The organism is uncultured Aggregatibacter sp., assembly GCF_901873365.1.
In the GTDB taxonomy this organism is placed as follows: Bacteria; Pseudomonadota; Gammaproteobacteria; order Enterobacterales; family Pasteurellaceae; genus Aggregatibacter.
On the sequence record NZ_CABFLM010000061.1, the window covers coordinates 1 to 24,487 of the forward strand.

Annotated in this window: 26 protein-coding genes, 1 pseudogene and 1 riboswitch; of the genes and pseudogenes, 13 read left to right on the plus strand and 14 right to left on the minus strand. The window is 44.0% G+C overall.

Annotated elements, in window-relative coordinates; translation table 11 throughout:
- Positions 1-1,595, minus strand: a 1,595-nt coding sequence (locus QZ106_RS05065) for a pertactin-like passenger domain-containing protein (protein WP_295975098.1), incomplete at its 3' end; no start/stop codon positions are given.
- 221 nt (positions 1,596-1,816) lie between these two features.
- Here QZ106_RS05065 and sodA point away from each other — a divergent pair.
- The gene (gene sodA, locus QZ106_RS05070) at positions 1,817-2,461 is read left to right on the plus strand and encodes a superoxide dismutase [Mn] (RefSeq protein WP_295975101.1); all 645 of its coding nucleotides are present in this window, start codon (positions 1,817-1,819) and stop codon (positions 2,459-2,461) included.
- 51 nt (positions 2,462-2,512) lie between these two features.
- Here the strand turns inward: sodA and purN are convergent, their stop codons facing one another.
- Both purN and purM read right to left on the minus strand, forming a co-directional pair.
- A complete protein-coding gene (purN, locus tag QZ106_RS05075) occupies positions 2,513-3,157 on the minus strand; it encodes a phosphoribosylglycinamide formyltransferase (RefSeq protein ID WP_295975103.1) in 645 nt (214 codons plus the stop codon).
- Positions 3,157-4,197 (minus strand): phosphoribosylformylglycinamidine cyclo-ligase, encoded by a 1,041-nt coding sequence (gene purM, locus QZ106_RS05080; protein WP_295975105.1) that lies wholly within the window; start codon positions 4,195-4,197, stop codon positions 3,157-3,159. The genes purN and purM overlap by 1 nt, the downstream gene beginning before the upstream one ends.
- Before the next feature lie 183 nt (positions 4,198-4,380).
- Between purM and QZ106_RS05085 the strand changes: the two genes are divergently transcribed.
- Positions 4,381-4,884, plus strand: coding sequence for a surface-adhesin E family protein (locus tag QZ106_RS05085; protein WP_295975107.1), 504 nt, complete (start codon positions 4,381-4,383; stop codon positions 4,882-4,884).
- A 190-nt stretch (positions 4,885-5,074) separates the two neighbouring features.
- Here QZ106_RS05085 and ribB read toward each other — a convergent pair whose 3' ends face one another.
- Positions 5,075-5,716: a 3,4-dihydroxy-2-butanone-4-phosphate synthase gene (gene ribB / locus QZ106_RS05090; protein WP_295975110.1), complete on the minus strand. Its 642-nt coding sequence runs from the start codon at positions 5,714-5,716 to the stop codon at positions 5,075-5,077.
- A gap of 106 nt (positions 5,717-5,822) precedes the next feature.
- Positions 5,823-5,969, minus strand: a riboswitch (FMN riboswitch).
- A 231-nt stretch (positions 5,970-6,200) separates the two neighbouring features.
- On the opposite strand from ribB, the gene nadR reads away from it, so the two are divergent.
- The 3 genes from nadR (at position 6,201) to QZ106_RS05105 (ending at position 9,500) form a co-directional block, all read left to right on the plus strand.
- Positions 6,201-7,472, plus strand: a complete 1,272-nt coding sequence (gene nadR, locus QZ106_RS05095) for a multifunctional transcriptional regulator/nicotinamide-nucleotide adenylyltransferase/ribosylnicotinamide kinase NadR (RefSeq protein ID WP_295975113.1) — start codon at positions 6,201-6,203, stop codon at positions 7,470-7,472.
- Positions 7,473-7,484: 12 nt separating this feature from the next.
- Entirely contained in the window at positions 7,485-8,168 is a 684-nt protein-coding gene (locus QZ106_RS05100; RefSeq protein ID WP_295975115.1) for a metallophosphoesterase, read from the plus strand.
- 102 nt (positions 8,169-8,270) lie between these two features.
- Positions 8,271-9,500 (plus strand): aromatic amino acid transporter, encoded by a 1,230-nt coding sequence (locus QZ106_RS05105; RefSeq protein WP_295975119.1) that lies wholly within the window; start codon positions 8,271-8,273, stop codon positions 9,498-9,500.
- A 150-nt stretch (positions 9,501-9,650) separates the two neighbouring features.
- On the opposite strand, the gene nlpD is transcribed toward QZ106_RS05105, so the two are convergent.
- From nlpD to ftsB, 8 genes are read right to left on the minus strand one after another with little or no spacing between them, the layout of a single operon-like run.
- Positions 9,651-10,859: a murein hydrolase activator NlpD gene (gene nlpD / locus QZ106_RS05110; protein ID WP_295975121.1), complete on the minus strand. Its 1,209-nt coding sequence runs from the start codon at positions 10,857-10,859 to the stop codon at positions 9,651-9,653.
- Positions 10,860-10,870: 11 nt separating this feature from the next.
- The gene (locus QZ106_RS05115) at positions 10,871-11,068 is read right to left on the minus strand and encodes a hypothetical protein (protein ID WP_295975122.1); all 198 of its coding nucleotides are present in this window, start codon (positions 11,066-11,068) and stop codon (positions 10,871-10,873) included.
- Between the two features lie 13 nt (positions 11,069-11,081).
- Positions 11,082-11,657, minus strand: a complete 576-nt coding sequence (locus tag QZ106_RS05120) for a YqaA family protein (protein WP_295975126.1) — start codon at positions 11,655-11,657, stop codon at positions 11,082-11,084.
- A 27-nt stretch (positions 11,658-11,684) separates the two neighbouring features.
- Entirely contained in the window at positions 11,685-12,425 is a 741-nt protein-coding gene (gene surE / locus QZ106_RS05125) for a 5'/3'-nucleotidase SurE (RefSeq protein ID WP_295975128.1), read from the minus strand.
- Positions 12,426-12,457: 32 nt separating this feature from the next.
- Entirely contained in the window at positions 12,458-13,468 is a 1,011-nt protein-coding gene (gene truD, locus QZ106_RS05130) for a tRNA pseudouridine(13) synthase TruD (RefSeq protein WP_295975131.1), read from the minus strand.
- Positions 13,465-13,944, minus strand: a complete 480-nt coding sequence (ispF, locus tag QZ106_RS05135) for a 2-C-methyl-D-erythritol 2,4-cyclodiphosphate synthase (RefSeq protein WP_295975134.1) — start codon at positions 13,942-13,944, stop codon at positions 13,465-13,467. Before ispF ends, truD begins: the two co-directional genes overlap by 4 nt.
- Positions 13,941-14,636 carry a 2-C-methyl-D-erythritol 4-phosphate cytidylyltransferase gene (ispD, locus tag QZ106_RS05140; protein ID WP_295975136.1) on the minus strand — a complete coding sequence of 232 codons (696 nt, stop codon included), beginning with the start codon at positions 14,634-14,636 and terminating at the stop codon, positions 13,941-13,943. The genes ispF and ispD overlap by 4 nt, the downstream gene beginning before the upstream one ends.
- On the minus strand, positions 14,636-14,914 hold the full coding sequence (ftsB, locus tag QZ106_RS05145; RefSeq protein WP_032998222.1) for a cell division protein FtsB: 279 nt from the start codon (positions 14,912-14,914) through the stop codon (positions 14,636-14,638). The genes ispD and ftsB overlap by 1 nt, the downstream gene beginning before the upstream one ends.
- A 154-nt stretch (positions 14,915-15,068) precedes the next feature.
- On the opposite strand from ftsB, the gene rpe reads away from it, so the two are divergent.
- The 3 genes from rpe to trpS all read left to right on the plus strand — a co-directional run bounded on the left by rpe (position 15,069) and on the right by trpS (position 17,547).
- The gene (rpe, locus tag QZ106_RS05150) at positions 15,069-15,743 is read left to right on the plus strand and encodes a ribulose-phosphate 3-epimerase (protein WP_295975141.1); all 675 of its coding nucleotides are present in this window, start codon (positions 15,069-15,071) and stop codon (positions 15,741-15,743) included.
- 2 nt (positions 15,744-15,745) lie between these two features.
- A complete protein-coding gene (locus QZ106_RS05155; RefSeq protein WP_295975143.1) occupies positions 15,746-16,420 on the plus strand; it encodes a phosphoglycolate phosphatase in 675 nt (224 codons plus the stop codon).
- A 122-nt stretch (positions 16,421-16,542) separates the two neighbouring features.
- Entirely contained in the window at positions 16,543-17,547 is a 1,005-nt protein-coding gene (gene trpS, locus QZ106_RS05160; protein WP_295975145.1) for a tryptophan--tRNA ligase, read from the plus strand.
- Positions 17,548-17,865: 318 nt separating this feature from the next.
- Here the strand turns inward: trpS and cysK are convergent, their stop codons facing one another.
- Both cysK and cysZ read right to left on the minus strand, forming a co-directional pair.
- Entirely contained in the window at positions 17,866-18,813 is a 948-nt protein-coding gene (gene cysK, locus QZ106_RS05165; protein ID WP_295975149.1) for a cysteine synthase A, read from the minus strand.
- Between the two features lie 115 nt (positions 18,814-18,928).
- On the minus strand, positions 18,929-19,759 hold the full coding sequence (gene cysZ, locus QZ106_RS05170) for a sulfate transporter CysZ (protein WP_295975150.1): 831 nt from the start codon (positions 19,757-19,759) through the stop codon (positions 18,929-18,931).
- A gap of 142 nt (positions 19,760-19,901) precedes the next feature.
- Between cysZ and zipA the strand changes: the two genes are divergently transcribed.
- The 5 genes and pseudogenes from zipA to QZ106_RS05195 all read left to right on the plus strand — a co-directional run.
- Complete coding sequence (zipA, locus tag QZ106_RS05175) at positions 19,902-20,921, plus strand: cell division protein ZipA (RefSeq protein ID WP_295975152.1); 1,020 nt, start codon at positions 19,902-19,904, stop codon at positions 20,919-20,921.
- Between the two features lie 231 nt (positions 20,922-21,152).
- Complete coding sequence (rpsL, locus tag QZ106_RS05180; RefSeq protein WP_033002815.1) at positions 21,153-21,527, plus strand: 30S ribosomal protein S12; 375 nt, start codon at positions 21,153-21,155, stop codon at positions 21,525-21,527.
- A gap of 160 nt (positions 21,528-21,687) precedes the next feature.
- Positions 21,688-22,158 carry a 30S ribosomal protein S7 gene (gene rpsG / locus QZ106_RS05185; RefSeq protein ID WP_005555497.1) on the plus strand — a complete coding sequence of 157 codons (471 nt, stop codon included), beginning with the start codon at positions 21,688-21,690 and terminating at the stop codon, positions 22,156-22,158.
- A gap of 84 nt (positions 22,159-22,242) precedes the next feature.
- Entirely contained in the window at positions 22,243-24,345 is a 2,103-nt protein-coding gene (gene fusA / locus QZ106_RS05190) for an elongation factor G (protein ID WP_021617120.1), read from the plus strand.
- A 64-nt stretch (positions 24,346-24,409) separates the two neighbouring features.
- A pseudogene (locus QZ106_RS05195) lies at positions 24,410-24,487 on the plus strand (elongation factor Tu); the annotation flags it as partial.

The window sequence follows — 24,487 nt, forward strand, 5'->3', positions numbered from 1 at the left end:
TGTGGCTGTGGCTGTGGCTGTGGCTGTGGCTGTGGCTGTGGCTGTGGCTGTGGCTGTGGCTGTGGCTGTGGCTGTGGTGTGACTGCGCTTTGTGAGTGAGCTAGCACCCAATTTTTTCCTTCAGGGGTTAAGAAGTATTTATAAGCACCGAGCGCCACATAACCATTGGCATTCGCTAAGTGAAATTTTGCATTTCCGCTGTTGGTTTCAACTAAGGTTACTTTACCGTTTGCTACATGCGCGCCGTGATCCGTCACATTAAGGTGATGATCACCTTCCGCGTTTCCTTTCACAACGATTTTATCGGTTTTGTTTTCAGCGATATTGGTATTGAGATCAAATGTGGTGGAGCCTGTGAGATCACCTTTAATCGTTAACGTTTTATATTCCGATGTCGGTTCAAATTTGACCGTTGAGTTTTGCGTATTCAAGTGATGAAGAATACTCGATCGATTAAAACGCCACTGACTGTTTGCTAATGTGACGTTTACTTCAGTGTTTGCCGGTTTTTGTGGGGTTTCAATAATTGCGCCACTCAGTTTGGAGTTATTATCAGCAAGAAGTTGTACCTGGAACGTGGCTTTATTGGCAATGTCTTCCTCGTCTTCCTCAAATGGGAAATTCGGATCATTGATGGAAACGAGTGCTTTAGTGGTATTTAATTCGGTGTTATGTAAGTTCAGAGTGATTGTGCGTTCTTGACCTAATGTCCCCAAAATCAATCCATAACCGGCTTTAATGTTAGAATCAGTTAAGTTAACCGTTGGTGAACCACCTTCATAGGTTTCCATGAAGGTACTTTTATCGTTTAACGAGGCGTTTAACTTTTTAGCGTTAACACTTTGCGTGTCAGGGAGATCAGTGGCAATATCAAAAACAGATTGCAAATCCTGATTGCCGTTAACGGTCACGTTCTCAATGTTCACAACGTCTTTTTCGTTAAGTGCATACGCCGTGTTGTCTTTACCATTCATCGTGATTTGATGATTCGAAGAATTAATGATCGATGCTTGTCTCGATTCAATTGCATTTGAACCGTCATTATTGAGCTCAATGTCTGCTTGTGTATTGATGGTTGAATGATAGGAGCGAATTGCAGCATTGCCGTCAAATTCACCGTAAGCATCAGGGATCTTGTGAATTTGAGAGAAGTTTTGGTCAACAATGAGTTTGACACCTTTTTCTAAATTTGCTGTTGTGCCATATGCATCCAGTAATTGGCTAGACGTATAATCCTCTTTGAGTGTTGCTTTAACGCCTGATTTTAAGGTGATGACATTCCCTTGTGCTGTTGAATCATAAACACTAAACAAAAAATCCGTTGATTGACTAGGTTGACCTAGGGAGCGATCAGCCCCATTTTCTGTTTTTGCTTTATTTTGGTAATTTCCTGCTTCAACGGTGATATTTAGCGCATTTTTGTATGCCGTCGGTGCTTTGTTGATGTGCCATTCGTTGTTAGGTCCGTGGGTATATATACAACCGGTTGGCGTATTGCAAGTGAGGTCCACCGCCCATGCCGAGTGGGCTAAACTTAATGCTGCTGCCACCAAACTTAACTGAAAAGTGCGGTGTGTTTTTGGCGTGTTTTTCATCTTCGTTCCTTTTCGTGATTAATCAAGAAACACGTGTATTTTATGACTCTCAGCACTAAAAATATCACGTTGAATTCGTCGGCAAATTCTACTAAAAATGCCCCTTTTAGCTCAAGAACAAGTTATTTTCTGATTGCAGCATTTAATGATCTTAATCAAATTTCATGCTATGATTTGCCTCGTTTTTAAACATAAATTTACTCAAACAAAAGGAAAAAATTATGGCTTATACTTTACCTGAATTAGGTTATGCTTATGACGCATTAGAACCCCATTTCGATGCGCAAACCATGGAAATCCACCACTCCAAACACCACCAAGCCTATGTGAACAATGCCAATGCTGTGTTGGAAAATTCCCCAGAATTACAAGAACTTGCCGGCGGTTGCCCGGGTAAATTATTGGCTCATTTACATGAAGTTGCACCTGAAAAACGCCCGGCATTACGCAATAACGCAGGCGGCCACTTAAACCACAGTTTATTCTGGAAAAGTTTGAAAAAAGGTACTACGCTAAAAGGCGCATTAAAAGACGCCATTGAACGTGATTTTGGCTCTGTTGAAAACTTCAAAGCGGAATTTGAAAAAGCGGCAGCGACCCGTTTTGGTTCCGGTTGGGCATGGTTAGTGTTAGAAAACGGCAAACTTGCGGTGGTTTCTACGGCAAATCAAGACAACCCAATTATGGGTAAAGAATTTGCCGGCTGTTCAGGCACACCAATCTTCGGTTTAGACGTTTGGGAACACGCGTACTATTTGAAATTCCAAAACCGCCGTCCGGACTACATCAAAGAATTCTGGAATGTGATCAACTGGGATTTTGCGAACGAACGCTTTGAAAAAGCATTAGCTGAAGCTCACCATTAATTTTAAGTCAGCCTCATGTCGTCATCTACACAGAGATTGTGTAGATGACGTTTAGGATTCGTCCACTGCGTAACCTTGCGGTGGCAATAAGTGCCCATCTAAATAAGCACCATCGCTTTTTTGTGTTAAACGCCCGTCCACAAACCATTTTATCACTAAGGGATAAAACCGAATTTCTTGTGTTTTTACCCGTTCTTCAATGTCCGTGATGTTATCATCGGGGAAAATCGGCACTTTGGCTTGTAATACAATGGCGCCACCGTCCACTTCTTCATTCACAAAATGAATGGTCATGCCGTGTTCCGTTTCACCGGCGTCTATGGCGCGTTGATAAGTATGCAATCCTGCGTATTTGGGCAATAAGGAAGGGTGAATGTTGAGAATTTTTCCTGCAAAACGTCGGGTGAATTCCGCGCTCAGAATTTTCATGTAGCCGGCAAGTACAATTAAATCTGCACCGAGATTGTCGATTTCATCACCAATATGGCGATCCATGTCGAGGTTATCAGCGTAATTACGACGCAAAAAAGTGCGGTGAAAAATACCCGCACTTTGGGCGCGTTGCAATCCAAAGGCATCTGCTTGATTGCTGAATACGCCGACGATTTCGGCGTTAATATAGCGCGATTGGCAAGCATCAATGATCGCTTGTAAATTCGTGCCATAACCGGAAATGAGAACAACGATTTTCTTCATTAACGAATAACAACTTGTTCTTTATCGTCTTGGGCAAGATGTTGGATTTCACCAATGACCCAAGCTTTCTCGCCTGCTTGTTGGAGCAGTCCAAGGGCGGTTTCTACATTTTCTCTCGGCAATGCCACAATCATGCCGACGCCGCAGTTAAAGGTGCGGTACATTTCGTGGTCGGTAATGTTGCCATGCTGTTGCAACCAATCGAAAGCTGCCGGCCATTGCCAGCTGTTCTCGTTAATCACCGCTTTGACACTGTTAGGCAACACGCGCGGGATATTTTCCCAGAAACCGCCGCCGGTTAAGTGGGCGATAGCGTGAACATCAACGTGTTTGATCAGTTGTAAAATGGATTTTACATAAATTTTGGTTGGCGCCAGCAAGTGATCCGCTAAAGAACGACCGTCAAGTTGTGCTTCGGCGGGATTTATACCGGCAACATCAATGACTTTACGAATTAACGAATAACCGTTGGAATGTGGGCCGCTGGACCCTAGGGCGATTAACGCATCGCCGACTTTGACTTGGCTGCCGTCAATGATTTCGGATTTTTCTACCACACCCACGCAGAAACCGGCTAGGTCGTAATCACCTTGGTGATACATTCCCGGCATTTCAGCCGTTTCACCGCCAACCAAGGCGCAACCGGATTGTTCACAGCCGTTGGCAATGCCTTTAATCACGCTGGTGGCAACATCCACGTCTAATTTGCCGGTGGCGTAATAATCCAAGAAGAACAAGGGTTCGGCACCTTGCACCACCAAGTCATTTACGCACATGGCGACAAGATCAATACCAATGCTGTCGTGACGATTTAAATCAATGGCTAAACGTAATTTTGTGCCAACGCCATCGGTGCCGGACACCAAAATCGGTTCTTTGTATTTCGCCGGAATTGCACATAAGGCACCAAATCCACCCAAGCCGCCGATGACTTCAGGGCGAGTAGTGCGTTTGACGTCAGGTTTAATACGCTCAACTAATTCGTTACCGGCATTGATATCTACGCCGGCATCTTTGTAACTTAAGGATGGTGTACTCACGATGGCTTCCCGTTGATTTATGAAAATAAAATGAATGAGGGCGCCATTGTACACGCTTACGCAATCGTTTGCGAGGTGTGAAACGGATTTTTCTCTCAAGGCGAGGTTTCAATTAGCTATTAGGTGGAAATTATGACAAAATGAACCACATAGGAATCGTTCGAAATAAAAAAGGAGTTTGCTATGAAAAAAACGATCGTCATTTTAACCGCACTTTTATTGGCAGCTTGTACTTCCTTCTCCCATTCGAACAAATCGGTATCCACGCAGCAATATGAGGCAAAAGCGCAGGAAGAGGTTTCCATCACGCCACCAAAGAAAACAAAGGTCGGTTTCTTACAACTCATGCCGGGCATTTTTTATTATGTTGATACTGATTCCATTTGGGTGGATAACAAAGATAAACGTCTTATTCACTTTGATGCGGTGATCAATTTAGATAAAGGATTATATGTCTTTGAAGAGCATCCTAAGTTATATGCTAAATCTATGCGTCAATATAAGATCTTAAATTGTGAGAATCATCATTTTACGCATGTGCGTAGCGATTTTTATGCTGATTTCTGGGGAGAAGGCATTCGTACTGCGCCAAAACGTCAATCTCAGCACACGATTACGTTACAACCGCAATCTTCGTTGTACATTTTAGGCGAAGTCATTTGCGCCAATATGTATCGTCGGAAATAAATTACGCATGGAACGTTATTTAACGCTTTCGGATATTCATGATTTCGTGCAACAAGTTGCACGCTACGATTCACTAAAATAGTGATATGAAAATAAACACGGTGACCGGTTTTTACAAGCCCCTTGAGGGGCTTGTGGAGTATGGGTCCTAAAGGGGAGCCTAAAAACCGCACGTTTTACATGCGGATTGTTATTCAGCTTGTAATTTATAAGCGACTAAATCTTCAATCGTCACAACAGGGAAGTGATGTTGTTTGGCAAAAGCGACGATTTCCGGTGCGCGAGCCATGGTGCCGTCGTCATTGGTGATTTCGCAAATCACCCCGGCAGGTTTAAAACCGGCAAAACGGGCTAATTCAATGGCGGCTTCCGTATGACCACGACGTTCTAATACACCGCCTTTGGCTGCACGCAAAGGGAAAATATGCCCCGGACGATGTAAATCGGACGGTTTCGCGCCATTGGCAATCGCCGTTTTAATGGTTGTTACACGATCGGCGGCAGAAACACCGGTAGAAACGCCTTTTGCTGCTTCGATTGAAATCGTAAAGGCGGTTTTATTCACGCTGGTATTATTGGCCACCATCGGTGGGAGATCCAATTGTTGGCATAATTCATCAGTGATACATAAACACACGATACCACTTCCGTAGCGAATTAATTTCGCCATTTGCTCAGGGGTAATGGTTTCTGCCGGAAAAATCAGATCGCCTTCATTTTCACGATCTTCATCGTCAAGCACTAAGACGCCATTGCCTTGTTGAAAAGCTTGAATCGCAGAAATAACACGTTGTTCCGGCGTGCCGAATTGGGAGAGTAATGACTGATTCATAGTAAATTCCTTCGTTAAAACTTGAGATACCAGAATCAGGGCTGATGAGGGAATATCGCCGGTGTAAATCATACATTGCCGTAAAGATAACAACGCATGACGTTGCCTAAATTCTCTTTCATCCAGACTTTTACTGTCGGCTTTGGAGTTTCACCAAATCTGCTGACTTTGCCAAAAAAGCAAACGCTCGTGGGCTTTATGTGTAAACATATTTACCACCGGTAGGGAATTTCGCCCTGCCCTGAGAATGCGGATGTAGTATAGCGCAAAGGCTGTGAATAAAAAACGTTTTTATTTATGCTTGAATTACACAAAATAGTGCGGATAATAGATAAAAATAGGGCATTTATGCGATTTTTTTCAAAAATAGTGCAGGCTATGCGACAGCACTAAAGCGCACCAAGGTGTGTTGTGCTTTTTATAAAACGTTACCAAAAATTACCGCACTTTTGCCTCAATAACGAGGTTAAATAAGGAAATAAGTATGTCAACTTTCCAATACTTACAAGAAAAACGTAAACAGCTTAACCTGAAAGTAAGCGATATATGCCAACAGGCGAATATCACTCGTGCTTATTTCAATCAATTAGTGAGTGGAAAAATTAAGAATCCTAGCGCTACAAAATTAACCGCGTTGCATCGTGTGCTACAAATTAATGAGCCGAATAATAAAAAAGTCGGAGTAATTTTCGGAAAATTTTATCCTGTTCATACCGGCCACATTAATATGATTTACGAAGCCTTCAGTAAAGTGGATGAAGTGCACGTGATTGTGTGTAGCGATACGGAACGGGATTTAAAGCTATTTTATGATAGCAAAATGAAACGGATGCCAACGGTGCAAGATCGTTTGCGCTGGATGCAACAAATTTTTAAATATCAGAAAAATCATATTTTTATTCATCATTTAGTGGAAGATGGCATCGCCAGCTACCCAAACGGTTGGCCGGAATGGGCAAGTCGGGTAAAAGAATTATTCAAAGAAAAAGGCTTTACACCAAGTGTAGTATTTAGCAGCGAAGTACAAGATAAAGCGCCTTACGAAAAATATTTAAATCTGGACGTTTCTTTAGTGGATCCTAAGCGGGAATTCTTTAATGTTTCTGCGACTAAAATTCGGAATCACCCTTTCCATTATTGGAAATTTATCCCGAAAGAAGTGCGTCCATTTTTCGCCAAAACCATTGCGATTTTAGGTGGCGAAAGCAGCGGGAAAAGCGTTCTGGTCAACAAATTAGCCACCGTATTTAATACCACATCCGCATGGGAATATGGTCGTGAATTCGTGTTTGAGCAACTGGGGGGGAATGAGCAGGCCATGCAATATTCCGATTACCCGCAAATGGCATTGGGGCATCAACGTTACATTGACTATGCCGTGCGTCATGCTCACAAGGTCGCCATTATCGATACGGATTTCATCACCACGCAAGCCTTCTGTATTCAATATGAAGGCAAAGCTCATCCGTTTTTGGATTCTATGATTAAAGAATATCCTTTCGATGTCACCATTTTGCTCAACAACAATACGCAATGGGTGGACGATGGTTTACGCAGCTTGGGAAGCCAAAAACAGCGGCAGCGGTTCCAACAACTCTTAAAAAAATTGCTTGATAAATACAATGTGCCTTACATTGAAATTGAATCGCCAAGCTATTTGGAGCGTTATAACCAAGTCAAAGTGATTGTTGAAAAAATTCTCAATGAAGAAGAACTGCCAGAGCTCAACAGTGAGCATGGGCATTCCCTTTTTTAAATTCGAGTACGTATGATTTTATTTGCAGGCGATCCCCATGGCAGTTTTGATCACCTTTATCCGTTCCTAAAAACCCAACAGGATGTGGCGCTGGTCATTCTTGGTGATTTACAACTCACTACGCCGGAACCGTTAGAAAAGCTGGCGAAGTTGGCTGATTTGTGGTTTATTCACGGCAATCATGACAGCAAGACCGTTGAGGCGTTTGAAGCGTTGTGGGGAACAGAATGGAAACAGCGTAACTTGCATGGGCGGGTGCAGAACATTCAAGGGAAACGGATTGCCGGTTTAGGCGGCGTTTTTCGCGGACAAATTTGGATGCCTCCAAATAAACCAATGTTTTTTGATCCCATCCATTATTGCCAATATTGTTCTCAGGAAAGAATCTGGCGAGGCGGTGTGCCGTTACGTCACCGTACGTCAATTTTTCCATCGGATATTGAAGTATTAGAAACACAGCAAGCGGATATTTTAATTTGCCATGAAGCACCGAAACCGCATCCATCGGGCTTTGCGGTGATTAATCAACTGGCAGAAAAAATGGGCGTACAACAAATTTACCATGGCCACCACCATGAGAATTTTGATTACGCCGACTCAAAACAGCCTTATCAAATTATCAACGTCGGTTTTCGCAGTTTGTGTGACGAAGCCGGTCGCTATCTTTATATCGGGGTGGATGACCGAGGAGTGTAAACGGTCAAAAACACCTGAAAATACCACCGCACTTTCATTCATCCCTCTTAATTTAGGGGGATTTTATGCGATAATACGACTCCATTTTTTTAGGATGATCTTATGTTATTAAAAAATAAAACACTGGGCAGTGCCTTAATTATTGCCGGCACCGCCATTGGCGCCGGGATGTTGGCAATGCCGCTCACTTCAGCCGGTATCGGTTTCGGATTTACTGCAGTCTTATTGATCGGACTTTGGTTGCTTCTGGCTTACAGCGGATTGCTCTTTGTAGAGGTATATCAAACCGCCAAACGCAAAGATGACGGTGTCGCTACGTTAGCAGAAAATTATTTTGGTATGCCGGGACGTATCATTTCCACGGTGTCTTTATTTGTCTTGCTTTATGCCTTGTCGGCGGCGTATATGACCGGTGGTGGAGAACTGTTAGCCAGCGCTTTGCCGGCGAATTTTTTGGGTGAAGAGGGAACGCATCTCAAAGCCTCAATTTTGCTTTTTACCATTATCCTCGGCGCATTTGTCGTCATTGGTACAAATGGCGTTGATGGTATTACGCGCCTATTATTTTCCGGCAAAATTTTCGTGTTTATTGTCGTGCTTGCCATGATGTTGCCGGAGGTCGTGCCGATGAATCTAATGGAAATGCCGTTAGATTACGCCTTGATTTTGTCTGCCGGCCCGGTATTTTTCACCTCTTATGGCTTCCATGTGGTGATGGGCAGTATCAACAGTTACTTAGACGGTGATGTGAAGCGTTTTAGAACTGCCATTATTCTTGGCACGGCTATTCCATTAAGTGCTTATTTATTGTGGCAATTAGCCACGCACGGTATTTTCAATCAAAATGAATTTGTGACCATCTTAAAAGAAAATCCGACATTGACGGGCTTGATTAATGCGACGAAAACGTTAACTGGCAACGATATGTTAAGTCGCATTTTGCCTGTGTTTTATTCGCTTGCATTAATTACGTCTTTTTTAGGTGTCGCACTTGGTTTATTTGAAGGACTAAATGATTTATTCAAACGAGCAAAAATTCCGGCAAATCGCTTGAGTTTAACCATGGCAACCTTCATTCCGCCGTTGGCTTTTGCCTTGTTCTACCCGAACGGATTTATTGCTGCTTTAGGTTATGCCGGTTTGCTATGTGCGTTTTACTGCCTCATTTTGCCTATTGGTTTGGCATGGCGTGTGAGACAACAACATAAAAATTTGCCATATCGTGTCGCTGGCGGAAATGGAATGTTGGTATTTGCGCTAATTATCGGACTTCTTATCATTGCAATTCCTTTCTTGATTCAAGCCGGCTTCTTGCCACAAGTTATTGGCTAAGGATAAAGGCAAGCGATACAATTATATAAACACAAGGGCGGTTTGGTGGAATCCGTCCTTTTTTGGTTTTATGCAAAGAAAAAGTGCGGGCAAAAAATCATGTGTTTTTTGACCACACTTGTGTTTTAAATAAGCCTGTAATTGTGACGATTAACGTCGTGGCAAATAACGGGTTGGATCGACGGATTTGCCTTTGTAACGAATCTCAAAGTGAAGTTTCACGCCATCTGTGCCGGTGTTCCCCATTTTGGCGATTTGTTGTCCGGCGCTGACCATTTGTTGATCTTTGACCAAAATACGATCATTGTGTGCGTAGGCACTGAGAAAGTCATCGCTGTGTTTAATGATGATCAAATTACCATAACCACGCAACGCATTGCCGGCGTAAACCACTTGACCACTGGCGGCAGCATTAACCGCTTGACCTTTAGAACCGCTAATATCAATCCCTTTGTTGCCTCCGTCAGCATTGGAGAAACCTTGAATAATGCTGCCGTTTGTCGGCCAATTCCACACGACACCGGAATTGGCTGGTGCTGTGTCTACAGACGGTTGAGATGAAGGAGATGGCTGTGCCGGTGTATTTTGTGTAATAAGCGGCACATTTTTCGGCGGCACGGTACCTACTGTGGCTTTTACCGGCCCGGTAATGGTGCCGTCTGAGCCATATTGTGTGCCGTTGGCACCTGGTGTGTAAGTGACAACAGGTTCCGCCGGTTTGCTTTCAGGTGCGGTTGGTGTAGTGACCTGTGGCGCAGCGGCAGGTGTATTGACTGCTGCAGAAGGCGCTACATTTTGTGGACGATTGGATGAAATTTTCATCACTTGACCCACGTTGAGCTGATAGGGCTCCGACAAATTGTTTAATGCCGCTAATTCTTTCACATCCAAACCGGAAATATAAGCGATAAGGAACATGGTATCGCCTTTACGCACCGTGTAAGTTTCACCTTTGTAGAAACCTTTATTGATTTGGCTGTAATCCGGCGCATTGGTTTCCGGATTACGCGGAATCGTAAAATCTTGCGAAGTTTGCTGCGGTTTATTTTGCACTGCCGGCGCCGGTTGTGGTTTTGGTGCCGGCTGCGGTTGATACGTCGGCTGGAAATTTGGCTGTGGAGCAGATTGAGCCGGTTGAGCCGGTGTTTGTGGTATTGGACCGTTCATGCTATTCGGAACGCTACTTTGTTGAATTTGAGGCTCCCAGCTGGTATTGCCTCCCATAGAGGGATTGTCCACCGGTTGCATGATGCCCGGGGATAAGGTGCCATCTGCGTTTTCTACCGGTGCCGGCGCGTCTGAACTACAGGCTGTAAGAATAGCCACCGTAATAGGTAAAAGTAAAAAAGACTTTTTCATAAAAATATTCCTTATTGCATATTGATTGGCATACGTTGTTGTTGAATTTCCGGCAGCCAACTACCGCCTGCGATAGCGCCGGTGCCTTCTACCGGTTGCATGATGCCCGGTGGAAGCGCATCTTTATCTTTCTTTTCTTGAATTGGCTCATCAGCATCCCATGAACAGGCTGTCAGTGCCATAGACAATAACAAAATCAGTTTATTCATTGTATAACCTTGATTAACGTAAAATAAAATAAGCGACAACGGCTAAAATCACCACCGACCAACCGATGACTTCAATGGATTTGCGCAGTTTCGCTGCAAATTTTTCGCCGCCCCAAGCCGCTAATTTGGCGACCAATAAGAACCTTGCCGCACGGGAAATAAATGCGGTGATGACAAAGGGTAAAAATGCCATTTGCATCACGCCGGCACAGATGGTGAAAACTTTGTAAGGAATCGGTGAGAACCCGGCTACAAACACCACTAAAATGCCCCATTTTTCAAACCACTGAACGGCAGTTTGCCAATGCGACTGATAGCCCCATTGGTTAATGTAATGTTCTACAAAATCAAACGCATAATAACCCAATGCATAGCCGATCATGCCACCCAACACGGAAGCAATCGCCGTAAATAAGGCAAATTTCACCGCACTTTGTGGTTTTGACATGGACATTGGGATAAGCATGACATCAGGCGGAATGGGGAAGAAAATTGCTTCGATAAAACTGACGAACGATAACCAAAATGGGGCGAAACGGTGTTTCGACCAAGCCATGGTTTTATCGTACATTGCGCCAAATAAATTCATTTCGTTTCCTTATGCTGAAAGGCGAAATTATTCACTTTCTAACCAATGTTGTAAAGCCTTAATTGAGTGGTGCGCCGTCATGTCCACTTGAATTGGCGTGATGGACACATAGCCGTTTTTTACTGCATGAAAATCCGTGCCTTCACCCTCATATTCCGGCAATCCGCTCAGCCCGATCCAATAAATATCTTCGCCACGGGGACTTTGTTGTTTAATGACTTCGGCAGACGCAGAACGGTAACCCAAATGGCAGACTTTAATACCTTTGAGCTCTTCATAAGGCACATCCGGCACATTAATATTGAGAATTTCGTGTTTGCCCAATAATTGAGAATGTAATTTAGGGACGAGTTCGCATACCACACGGGCTGCTGTTTCAAAATGTTGACGGCCGTCAAGAGACACCGCAATAGACGGCAAGCCAAGGTGACGCCCTTCAAAGGCGGCGGCCACGGTACCGGAATACAATACATCGTCCCCCAAGTTTGCGCCGGCGTTAATGCCGGATACCACTAAATCGACGCGCCCGGAAAGAAAGCCGTTGAGCGCAATGTGAACGCAATCGGCGGGCGTACCGTTAACGCAATAATCGCCATTTTCCAAATGTAACGGTTGTAATGGTTTCACTAAGGTTAACGAACTTGAGGCGGCACTGCGGTTGCTGTCAGGGGCGACGATGGTGACGTTGGCGATCTTGCGCAAGGCATCTGCCATGGCACGAATACCTGGCGCGTGAATACCGTCATCGTTACTTAATAAAATATTCATGTTCTTGTTATTCCTGTTTTTCTTCTCGTTTTTCAGTTTTCAACATTCACCAGCTCGCGTACCAACGCCGTGGCGTAACTGCCTGCCGGCAAATAAAATTTAAGGCGCAAACCGTTCGGTTCAAATTGCCATTGGAATTGCTGGGGTTGCATTAATATTGGGCGGCGTGCCGCTTTCATACGTTCTTGACGCATTAACGGGAATAACGCCTGATGTTGGGCGAAAATTTCATTTTCAAAATCGACCGCACTTTTCTCTTCTTCGCCGATAAGTGGCGCAGTGAGTAAAACATCTTGTTGTGCCAAACGCTGTTGCAGCTGCGCCAAATCTTCCGACTCGTCCACCACAAACCAGCTGTGCGAACCGTTCAGTTGTAAAACATCGCTGACCAAAATGTACTGTGCCAAGTTCAATTCCATCCGTTTGGACACGATTAAATTGAAAATTTCGCTGCGTGCGGCGGAAAGATAAAAACTGCGTTTATGACGATCTTTGACTTTAATCTCGCCGCTTGCCCAGCGTAATGCCTGCGTTAAGTTATTGCCATCACGGCCAAAACGTTGTTCGGTGAAATAATTTGGGAAGCCGTTTTTTGCCAGAAAATCTAACCGCACTTTGAGTTCATCGATTTCTTCGGCGTTGCGGAGCAAAATCTCAAAATGGTTGCCTTGTAGGCTGCCGATACGAATTTTGCGTTGGTGTCGGGTGACGTCGAGAATTTCTACACCCTCGAGGGAAAATTGGCTGAAATCCGGTGTCGGTTGTCCGGGCATTTGCAAACTGAACCATTGCTCAGTAATAGCCTTGCGATCTTTCAAACCGGCGTAGCTCATGTTGCGCGCGGAAATGCCGGCAAATTTCGCCAGTTGCTCGCCTACAAACAAGGTGTTGCAATCGGTTTTGCGCACTTTCACGGCAACAAATTCACCATCGCCACTCATGTCGTAGCCAAGCTGTTCTTTCACTACAAAATCCGCATATTCCGCTTTTAAAAGTGCGGTCTGTTTTGGCGGTGTTTTTTGCAAATAGGCTAAATCCATCATGATTTGCGTACCAACAATGCCACGGCTTCGCAGGCAATGCCTTCACCGCGACCGGTAAAGCCAAGCTTTTCTGAGGTGGTGGCTTTGACGTTGACTTGTTCGATGTCGACAGACAAATCCTGTGCGATCAGGGCGCGCATGGCATCAATGTGTGGACGCATTTTTGGCGCTTGGGCGATGATGGTGACATCCACGTTGCCCACGACATAGCCTTTTGCCTGTACTTGACGGTACGCTTCCCGTAATAACACACGGCTGTCTGCGCCTTTGTATTGCATATCCGTGTCGGGAAATAATTTGCCGATGTCACCTAAAGCCGCCGCTCCAAGCAACGCATCAGTCAGTGCATGAAGCGCCACATCGCCATCAGAATGGGCGATAAAGCCTTTGTCAAACGGAATGGTGACGCCGCCGATAATGAGCGGGTTGTCGGTGCCGAAAGCGTGAACGTCAAAACCATGGCCGATTCGTATCATGTTGTCTTCCTCATTAAATAAAATTCTGCCAGCGCCAAATCTTCCGGGCGGGTAACTTTAATATTGTCGCTACGTCCTGCCACTAAGTGCGGTCGAAATCCCGCGAGTTCCATGGCAGAGGCTTCATCAGTCACGGCAAGCTGTTGCTGTTGTGCATGGATTAACGCATTTCGTAACAACTCTGCGCGGAAAAACTGTGGCGTCTGCGCCAGCCAAAGTTGGCTGCGATCTTCGGTGCGGGCAATTTGTTGTGAAAGTAGGGCGCGCTTGATGGTATCCGTTGCCGGAATCGCCAAAATCGCGCCGTTGTCATCATTAATTTCAAGCAATTTATCCAAATCGCCGTGCGTTAAACAAGGACGTGCCGCATCATGCACCATCACCCAAACATCTGTGTCGGCATTTTGTATCGCCTTTAACCCGTTCAACACAGAATCCGCACGGGTTTCACCGCCTTTTACCAACGTAATTTTCGGGTTTTGTGTCAGATTAAGTTGAGCAATGTAAGGATCATCCGTAGCCACTGCCAACACGATTTGGCTGATGTGTGGATAAGACAGCAACACGTTTAGGGTGTGCTGCAAAATAGGTTGTCCGTGAATAGGAAGGTATTGTTTCGGTTTGTCCGCCTGCATCCGACTGCCAATGCCGGCCGCCGGCACAACGGCGATAATCTTGCGATTTGAGGTCATTATTTGTGTTCTTTGACGATGTGATAGAAAGTTTCGTTTGGTTTCACCATTTCATGCTGTAAACGGGCGCGTTCTTCAATGGCATCCACCCCTTCTTTTAAGTCTTTAATTTCTGCAGCAATGATTTGATTTCGTTGGGAAAGTTTTTCATTTTCCTGTTGATGGACGGCGATTTCTTTGGTGGTGTTTTTGTAATCCCAATAGCCGTTTTTGCCGAACCAAAAATCGTATTGGAACAGCACTAAAACTGCGAATAATAAAGAGAGAAATAAGCGCATAAAAAACCGGTAAATCGAATCGAAAAAAATTGCGCTTAGTTTACCTTGAATTGCACCAAAATGCGATATTGCCCGCCCTGCGCCGAATAATTTCTTAAAAATTGAGGTGTATCGTAGTAAGATAAGGCAATTTTTAATAGCCTGTGAGGTGCCCATGAAACCCTATTTAATTGCTCCTTCCATTCTTTCTGCTGACTTAGCGCGTTTGGGTGAAGATGTGGAAAATGTCTTAAAGTGCGGTGGTGATGTGATTCATTTTGATGTGATGGATAACCATTATGTCCCGAACTTAACTTTTGGTCCTGCCGTGTGCAAAGCCTTACGCGATTATGGTATTACTGCGCCCATTGATGTGCATTTGATGGTGAAACCGGTGGATCGCATTATCCCCGATTTCGCTAAAGCCGGTGCCAGCTACATTACTTTCCATCCGGAAGCCTCTGAACATATCGACCGCACTTTGCAACTTATCCGCGATAACGGTTGTAAATCCGGTTTGGTGTTCAACCCGGCAACGCCGTTAAGCTATTTAGATTATGTGATGGACAAAATGGATATCATTTTACTGATGTCGGTGAATCCGGGCTTTGGCGGACAATCTTTCATTCCGGCAACCTTAGAAAAACTGAAACAGGCAAGAAAACGCATTGATGAGAGCGGATTAGATATTCGTTTAGAAGTAGATGGCGGCGTGAAAGTCAGCAATATTGCAGAAATCGCTCGCGCAGGTGCGGATATGTTCGTTGCCGGTTCGGCGATTTTCGATCAGCCGGACTACAAAAAAGTCATTGATGAAATGCGTCAGCAGTTAGCCGCAGTAGGAAAATAAGCATGACAGGACAGTTTAAATTAATCGGTTTTGATTTGGATGGCACCTTGGTGGACAGTCTGCCTGATTTGGCGCTATCCGTGAATTCAGCATTAGCAGAATTCGATTTACCACAAGCGCCTGAAGCGTTGGTGCTCACTTGGATTGGCAACGGCGCGCAGATTTTAATTGCCCGCGCGTTAGAATGGGCAACGGCACAATCAGGCAAAACCTTGACGGACGCCCAAATTGCCACATTAAAAGAGCGTTTTAATGTCTTTTACGGCGAAAATATCTGCAATCGCAGCCGCTTATTCCCTCACGTGAAAGAGACTTTGCAGAAACTCAAAGCCAAAGGTTACCGTTTGGCTGTGGTCACTAACAAACCGACACAACACACCCGCCCGGTGTTAAAGGCTTTCGGCATTGAAGACTTATTCGATGAAGTGTTGGGCGGACAATCTTTACCGGCCATCAAACCTCACCCGGGCCCGCTATTCTATTTATGCGGCAAATTCGGTTTATACCCAAAACAAGTGCTGTTCGTCGGCGATTCCCGCAACGACATTATTGCTGCGCATAATGCCGGCTGCCCTGTGGTGGGATTAACTTACGGTTACAACTACAATATTCCGATTGCTGAATCCCATCCGGATTGGGTGTTTGAGGATTTCGCGGACTTATTGACGCTTGTTTGATTGATTCTTCTGAATGGATGGCGCAAACGTCCACGTTTGTGCCTTTATTTAATTTTGGCTACAGCACAAGCGTGGACGCTTGCGCTATCAATAATAAGATTTAAAAAATTAAGGATGTAAAAATGACCAAACCTATCGTGTTCAGCGGTGTACAGCCATCAGGTGAATTGACTATCGGTAACTACCTCGGTGCGTTGCGTCAGTGGGTGAAAATGCAGGATGATTATGAATGCCTGTTCTGTATCGTGGATCAACACGCCATCACCGTGCGCCAAGACCCGTCCGCATTACGCAAAGCCACTTTGGACGTGTTGGCATTATATTTAGCCTGTGGCATCGACCCGGCAAAATCCACGATTTTCATTCAATCTCATGTGCCGGAACACGCACAGTTGGCTTGGATATTAAATTGTTACACGTATTTCGGCGAAATGAGTCGCATGACCCAATTTAAAGACAAATCCGCCCGTTATGCAGAAAACATCAACGTTGGTTTGTTCACTTATCCGGTGTTAATGGCGGCAGACATTTTGCTTTACCAAGCCAACCAAGTGCCGGTGGGCGAAGACCAAAAACAACATTTGGAAATCACCCGCGATATTGCGCAACGTTTTAATGCCTTATACGGACAGCACTTTGCTGTGCCGGAAGTGTTCATCCCGAAAGCAGGCGCACGCGTAATGTCCTTGCTAGAGCCGGAAAAGAAAATGTCTAAATCGGACGAAAACCGCAACAACGTTATCGGCTTATTAGAAGACCCGAAAGCGGTCGCGAAGAAAATCAAACGCGCGGTAACCGACTCTGACGAGCCGCCTGTGATTCGTTATGATGTAAAAAATAAAGCGGGCGTATCCAATCTTCTCGATATTCTCTCCGGCGTGAGTGGCAAAACCATCGCAGAACTTGAACAAGAATTTGAAGGCAAAATGTATGGTCACTTGAAAGGTGCTGTTGCTGACGAAGTTTCTGCCATGTTGACCACGTTGCAAGAACGTTACCATCATTTCCGCAATAACGAAGAATTGCTTCTTCAAATTGCTAAAGACGGTGCCGAAAAAGCCAAAGCACGTGCACAAGAAACATTAGCAAAAGTGTATGACGCCATTGGGTTTATTGCGGCGAAATAACTCGAAACGCTAAAAACGAAAAGCTGTTTTGCCTCCCATGACAAAGCAGCTTTTTTAATGGCGTGTCGAGCGATTCATTGTAAAGAGCGGTCAAAAAAGCCACGTTTTTCAATGTTAATCTTGCTAATGATGCCCCTGTTTAAAGATTATTCCAAAGGTCAATAGAGAGGGCTTGGCTTTAGGAGAAGAGTCATTGTGTGGTTGCCTTTTGGAGGAAAATAGCGACAAGGAAATGCATAAGAATAAAAGCGTCTGGCAAAGAGGCTTTTTAATAAGCTTACCAGACGCGTTGATCTTTTCTATGTTATTGGATCGTCATTAAATATCAATACCGTCAAAGAGTGCAGTACTCAAATACCGTTCTGATGCAGACGGTAAAATGACGACAATTAACTTGTCCTTGAACTCAGGCAATTTGGCTAGACGATCCGCGGCGGCAACGGCGGCACCGGAGGAAATCCCTGCTAAAATACCTTCTTCCGCCATTAAACGACGGGCTGTTGCAATGGCGGTGTCGCTATCTACCGTTTCTACGCGATCAATTAATGAAAGATCAAGGTTTTTCGGAATAAAGCCGGCGCCGATCCCTTGAATTTTATGCGGGCCCGGTTTCAGTTCTTGTCCGGCAAGGGTTTGGGTGATCACCGGGGATTCAGTCGGTTCAACCGCAACAGAGGTAATTTGTTTGCCGTGATCCAATTTAATGGCGCGGGAAATACCGGTAATCGTCCCGCCTGTGCCAACACCGGCAACCACAACATCAACCTTGCCTTCGGTGTCTTTCCAAATTTCTTCACCGGTGGTTTTTCGGTGAATTTCAGGGTTTGCCGGATTTTCAAATTGTTTTAACATCACATAATGATTTGGGTTGGATGCCACAATTTCTTCTGCTTTGGCGATTGCACCTTTCATGCCTTTCGCGCCTTCGGTTAACACTAAATTGACACCTAAACCGCGTAATAAACGTTTACGTTCGGTACTCATGGTTTCCGGCATGGTTAAGGTGATTTTATATCCACGTGCAGCCGCCACATACGCCAAGGCGATTCCGGTGTTGCCGCTGGTAGCATCCACGATTTCTTTATCTTTGGTTAAAATGCCATCTTTTTCTGCTTGCCAAATCATGTTGGCGCCGATACGGCATTTTACGCTGTAACTTGGGTTACGGCCTTCGATTTTAACGACGATATTGCCGTTACCGAAATGGTTTAAACGCACTAATGGGGTATTGCCAATGGAATAAGAATTATCGTTATAAATAGTCATGTTGAGTTCTCCTAATGAACTGACTGAATAGCGTATCACGCTGAAAGTGGTGCTATTTTTATCACAAGATGTTCTTCTCCAAAAATAGCCAATTCTTCTATTTGATAACTAAAAGCTATTTAGGCACCAGTTGCCCATCACTTTTTGGCGGTTTGCCCAAGGACATATTGGAACTTGCACCGTTTGACGATTCTGGCGTGGATTTAAAGCGATGACGATATTCTTTTACCCACATGGCGGTTGCGCCACATGCAGCCACCGGAATAACCACCAAGTTCACAATCGGCACGAGCATACATAAAGACACCAATCCACCAAATGTTACTGTCATGTTGCGTTTCGTAGCTAACTCATTTTTCATTAGTTCAAAAGGAACTTTATGGTTATCGAAAGGATAGTCACAATATTGAATAGCCATCATCCAAGCAGAAAATAAAAACGTGATCAGTGGAATCACGGTTTGTCCGATTAAAGGAATAAAACTTAATAAAAACAAGGCGATAATTTTAGGGAGGCTATAAATCAACTTTTGCCATTCCCGCGCCAACATACGCGGTGTATCTTTGATAAACGCCCATAAAGAATCATTAGAAATCTCTTCGCCTGTCATCATTTTTTCCACTTTTTCGGCTAATAAACCGTTAAATGGCGCGGCAATAAAACCCGATAACGTAGCAAAAATGAAATAATACAACACTAAAATCATGCCGATAATGAGTATCGGCAAAATACCGCCCAACCAACTTAACCAAGAAGGCATATAATCCATCAGATGGCTGACAACATCTTTGATTTGAAAGACAAAGGCAATAAACAAGCCACCCAGCAATAGGATATTTAATAGCACCGGCATAACGGCAAAACGACGTAAACCTTTTTGTTGAATCAAATGCCAACCGGTCACAAAATATTCAAAACCGAGTTTGATTTCCTGTTGATTTAACATAAATTCCCCTCACAGAAAAGAGGCTCAGAATACAAAGTGCGGTAGAAAAAATCAATAAATAAGCAGACCCTATCATCAATTTCATAAAAACATGATAGACTTATGTAAGTTGCGTTAATTTTGTATGATTGGAGAATCGGTAATGGATTTAAATACAATTTTGATTATTTTAGGGGTAATTGCCCTGCTGGCCTTAGTTGCCCATGGCATTTGGTCAAATCGCCGAGAGAAATCGCAATACTTCCAAAATGCCAATACATTCTCGCAAAATCATCAACCGAATCGGTTTACGGCACCGAATCAAGCCGCCAGACCGTCTGCAGAACCGCCAATTGCCAATAAGCCTGTGCACAGCTTTGTAGAAGAAAATTTACCACAACAGCAAAACTTAGATTTTGATACAACCGCACCAAATAGCACAGGAACGCAATCTATTGAACGGGCGGTCGATGAAATCAAAATTACGTTGCCAAGCGGCATGTCTAATAATAGTGTTGAACCTCAATATCAAGCTTCCCAGCCAACGCAATCTGCCGTTTTTAACTCGCCGGAGCAACAGCCTGATACGTTAAATGCAATGACGCAAAGCAGTGTGCAATTCCAATCTTATGCAGATACAAACCGTGTCTCTGTGACGCAAATGGAAGAAGAGTATCAAACACCGACGGTATCGCTCACGTCGGTTGAAACAGAACGGCCTCATGAGGAAATATCACAAAACCATGTTGCAGAAACGGTGGAAAATAACTCACCGAAGGGTAGTAAACCGCCATTTGTTATGTTGTATGTGGTTGCACCGGAAAATCGTGAATTTCATGGTGCGCGCTTAGCGCAAGCCTTAGAGGGGCTCGGGTTTATTTTTGGTGATCGTCATATTTATCATCGCCATTTAGATTTAACGTCGTCTAGTCCAGTACTTTTCAGCTTAGCAAACTTACGCCAACCGAATACCTTTAATCCTTATGATATGGAAAACTTTTCTACTGTTGGCATTGTATTGTTTATGGAACTGCCTTCTCCAGGCAATGATATCGTGAACCTAAAAACCATGATTCGTGCTGCACGCAATTTAGCTGATGAACTTGGCGGTTTCGTGTTAACGGATAAACAAGAGATCTTCAACGATCATACGGAACAGGAATACTTGGCTAGCGTAGCTTAATTTATTCCAGCTGTTTAAAAACATTTCCAAATATGACCGCACTTTGGGTTCGTAGTGCTACTCAACGTGCGGTTATTTCTTTCCTTTATTAAGAACGGCAGTGACGGATTGAAATGGTAGAATCTGTTGACAGTTTCCGATTTGAAGACTAGAATTCCCTGTCTGTTCTTGTCTGAACAGATTCGTAAAACAACATTCTTTAATGAATTTTTATTAAACTGGAGTTTTTTAATGGCAACAATCAACCAGCTAGTACGCAAACCGCGTGTGAAAAAGGTTGTAAAAAGTAACGTTCCTGCATTAGAGGCTTGCCCGCAGAAACGTGGTGTATGCACACGTGTATACACAACTACACCTAAAAAACCGAACTCAGCATTACGTAAAGTATGCCGTATTCGTTTAACCAATGGTTTCGAAGTAACCTCATACATCGGCGGTGAAGGTCATAACCTTCAAGAGCACAGTGTTGTGCTTATCCGTGGCGGTCGTGTTAAAGACTTACCGGGTGTGCGTTATCACACCGTACGTGGCGCATTAGACTGCGCAGGCGTGAAAGATCGTAAACAAAGTCGCTCTAAATACGGCGTTAAACGTCCTAAAGCTTAATGGTTCTCCGTTAAGTAAGGCCAAACGCTAATTAATCATAAATTTAATTAACCACGACTCCAGTAAAGGTGCATTTGCACAGCAAGATTTCTCATTAAAATGAGGGGCTTGTAAACGAGTTTTGGGTAATCCTGAAGATAATAAAACGGAGAAATTCGCAATGCCACGTCGTCGTAGTATTGAACAACGCAAGATTTTACCGGATCCGAAGTTCGGTTCAGAATTGCTTGCTAAATTTATCAATGTCATCATGGTAGATGGTAAAAAATCTATCGCAGAATCTATCGTTTATAACGCGTTAGACACATTAGCTCAACGTACCGGTAAAGAAGCTTTAGAAGCTTTTGAAGCGGCATTAGAAAACGTACGTCCGACTGTGGAAGTAAAATCCCGCCGTGTAGGTGGTTCTACTTACCAAGTGCCGGTTGAAGTACGTCCGGTTCGTCGTAATGCATTAGGTATGCGTTGGATCGTTGAAGCAGCACGTAAACGCGGTGATAAATCCATGGCTTTACGCTTAGCGAACGAATTATCTGATGCGTCTGAAAATAAAGGTGCGGCAGTTAAGAAACGTGAAGATGTTCACCGTATGGCTGAAGCTAATAAAGCATTTGCTCATTATCGTTGGTAATTCGCTTTTAAGATTTAAGGGCTTCATCTTAGATGAAGCCTTACCCTTATATAAACTGATATTAAATTAAACAAGGTTATAATAATGGCTCGTACAACCCCTATCGAAAGATATCGTAATATTGGTATTAGTGCGCATATTGATGCAGGTAAAACTACTACCACTGAACGTATCTTATTCTACACCGGTGTAAGTCACAAAATTGGTGAAGTACACGATGGTGCAGCAACCATGGACTGGATGGAACAGGAACAAGAACGTGGTATTACCATTACCTCTGCGGCAACAACTGCATTCTGGTCTGGTATGTCCCAACAGTTCCCACAACACCGTATCAACGTTATCGATACTCCGGGACACGTAGACTTTACTGTTGAAGTAGAACGTTCAATGCGTGTTCTTGATGGTGCGGTAATGGTTTACTGCGCGGTTGGCGGTGTTCAACCTCAGTCTGAAACCGTATGGCGTCAAGCAAACAAATATCAAGTTCCACGTATCGCGTTCGTAAACAAAATGGACCGTACCGGAGCTAACTTCCTACGCGTGGTTGATCAATTAAAAACCCGTTTAGGTGCAAATGCGGTTCCTCTTCAATTACCTGTGGGTTCAGAAGAAAACTTTACCGGTGTTGTTGATTTGATCAAAATGAAATCAATTAACTGGAATGAAGCTGACCAAGGGATGACTTTCACTTATGAAGATGTGCCTGCAGATATGCAAGCCGCTTGCGAAGAATGGCGTCAAAACCTTGTTGAAGCAGCAGCAGAAGCTTCCGAGGAGTTAATGGAAAAATATCTTGGTGGTGAAGAGTTAAGCGAAGAAGAGATCAAAGCAGGTCTTCGTCAACGTGTATTAGCAAACGAAATCATCTTGGTAACTTGTGGTTCTGCATTCAAAAACAAAGGTGTACAAGCAATGCTTGATGCGGTTGTTGAATACTTACCGGCACCAACAGATATTCCAGCAATTAAAGGTATTAACCCTGATGAAACTGAAGGTGAGCGTCATGCAAGCGATGAAGAGCCATTCTCTTCATTAGCGTTCAAAATTGCAACTGACCCATTCGTAGGTAACTTAACTTTCTTCCGTGTGTATTCCGGTGTAATTAATTCTGGTGATACCGTATTAAACTCTGTACGTCAAAAACGTGAACGTTTTGGTCGTATCGTACAGATGCACGCAAATAAACGTGAAGAAATTAAAGAAGTTCGCGCGGGCGATATCGCTGCGGCAATCGGCTTAAAAGATGTAACAACAGGTGATACATTATGTGCAATTGAAGCACCAATCATCCTTGAACGTATGGAATTCCCTGAGCCGGTAATCTCTGTTGCAGTAGAACCAAAAACAAAAGCAGACCAAGAAAAAATGGGTCTTGCATTAGGTCGTCTTGCACAAGAAGACCCGTCATTCCGTGTTCACACTGATGAAGAATCCGGTGAAACCATTATTTCCGGTATGGGTGAGTTACACTTGGATATCATCGTTGACCGTATGAAACGTGAATTCAAAGTGGAAGCTAACATTGGTAAACCACAAGTATCTTACCGTGAAACAATTCGTACTCGTGTTAACGATGTAGAAGGTAAACACGCAAAACAATCTGGTGGTCGCGGTCAATATGGTCATGTTGTTATCGACTTATATCCATTAGAGCCAGAAGGTCCGGGCTATGAATTTGTTAACGAAATCAAAGGTGGTGTCATCCCTGGTGAATACATCCCTGCTGTTGACAAAGGTATTCAAGAGCAACTTAAATCCGGTCCATTAGCGGGTTATCCGGTAGTTGATATCGGTGTTCGTTTACACTTCGGTTCATACCATGATGTGGACTCCTCCGAATTGGCGTTTAAACTTGCAGCATCTTTAGCATTTAAAGCCGCATTCGCGAAAGCAAACCCAGTTTTACTTGAGCCAATCATGAAAGTTGAAGTAGAAACTCCACCTGAGTATGTAGGTGACGTCATCGGTGACTTGAGCCGTCGTCGCGCTATGGTGAACGGTCAAGAAGCAAATGAATTCGTTGTTAAAATCGACGCTGAAGTGCCGCTTTCTGAAATGTTTGGTTATGCAACTGACTTACGTTCCCAAACTCAAGGTCGTGCTTCTTACTCAATGGAACCATTAAAATATGCTGAAGCACCGAAAAATGTAGCTGAAGCAGTTATTGAAGCTCGTAAAAAATAATTTTGTTTAACTAAGGCCACAAGCCATCTCGGCTTGTGGGCTTATATATTGAGGAAACTTAATCGTGTCTAAAGAAAAATTTGAACGTACAAAACCGCACGTTAACGTGGGTACAATCGGCCACGTTGACCATGGTAAAACC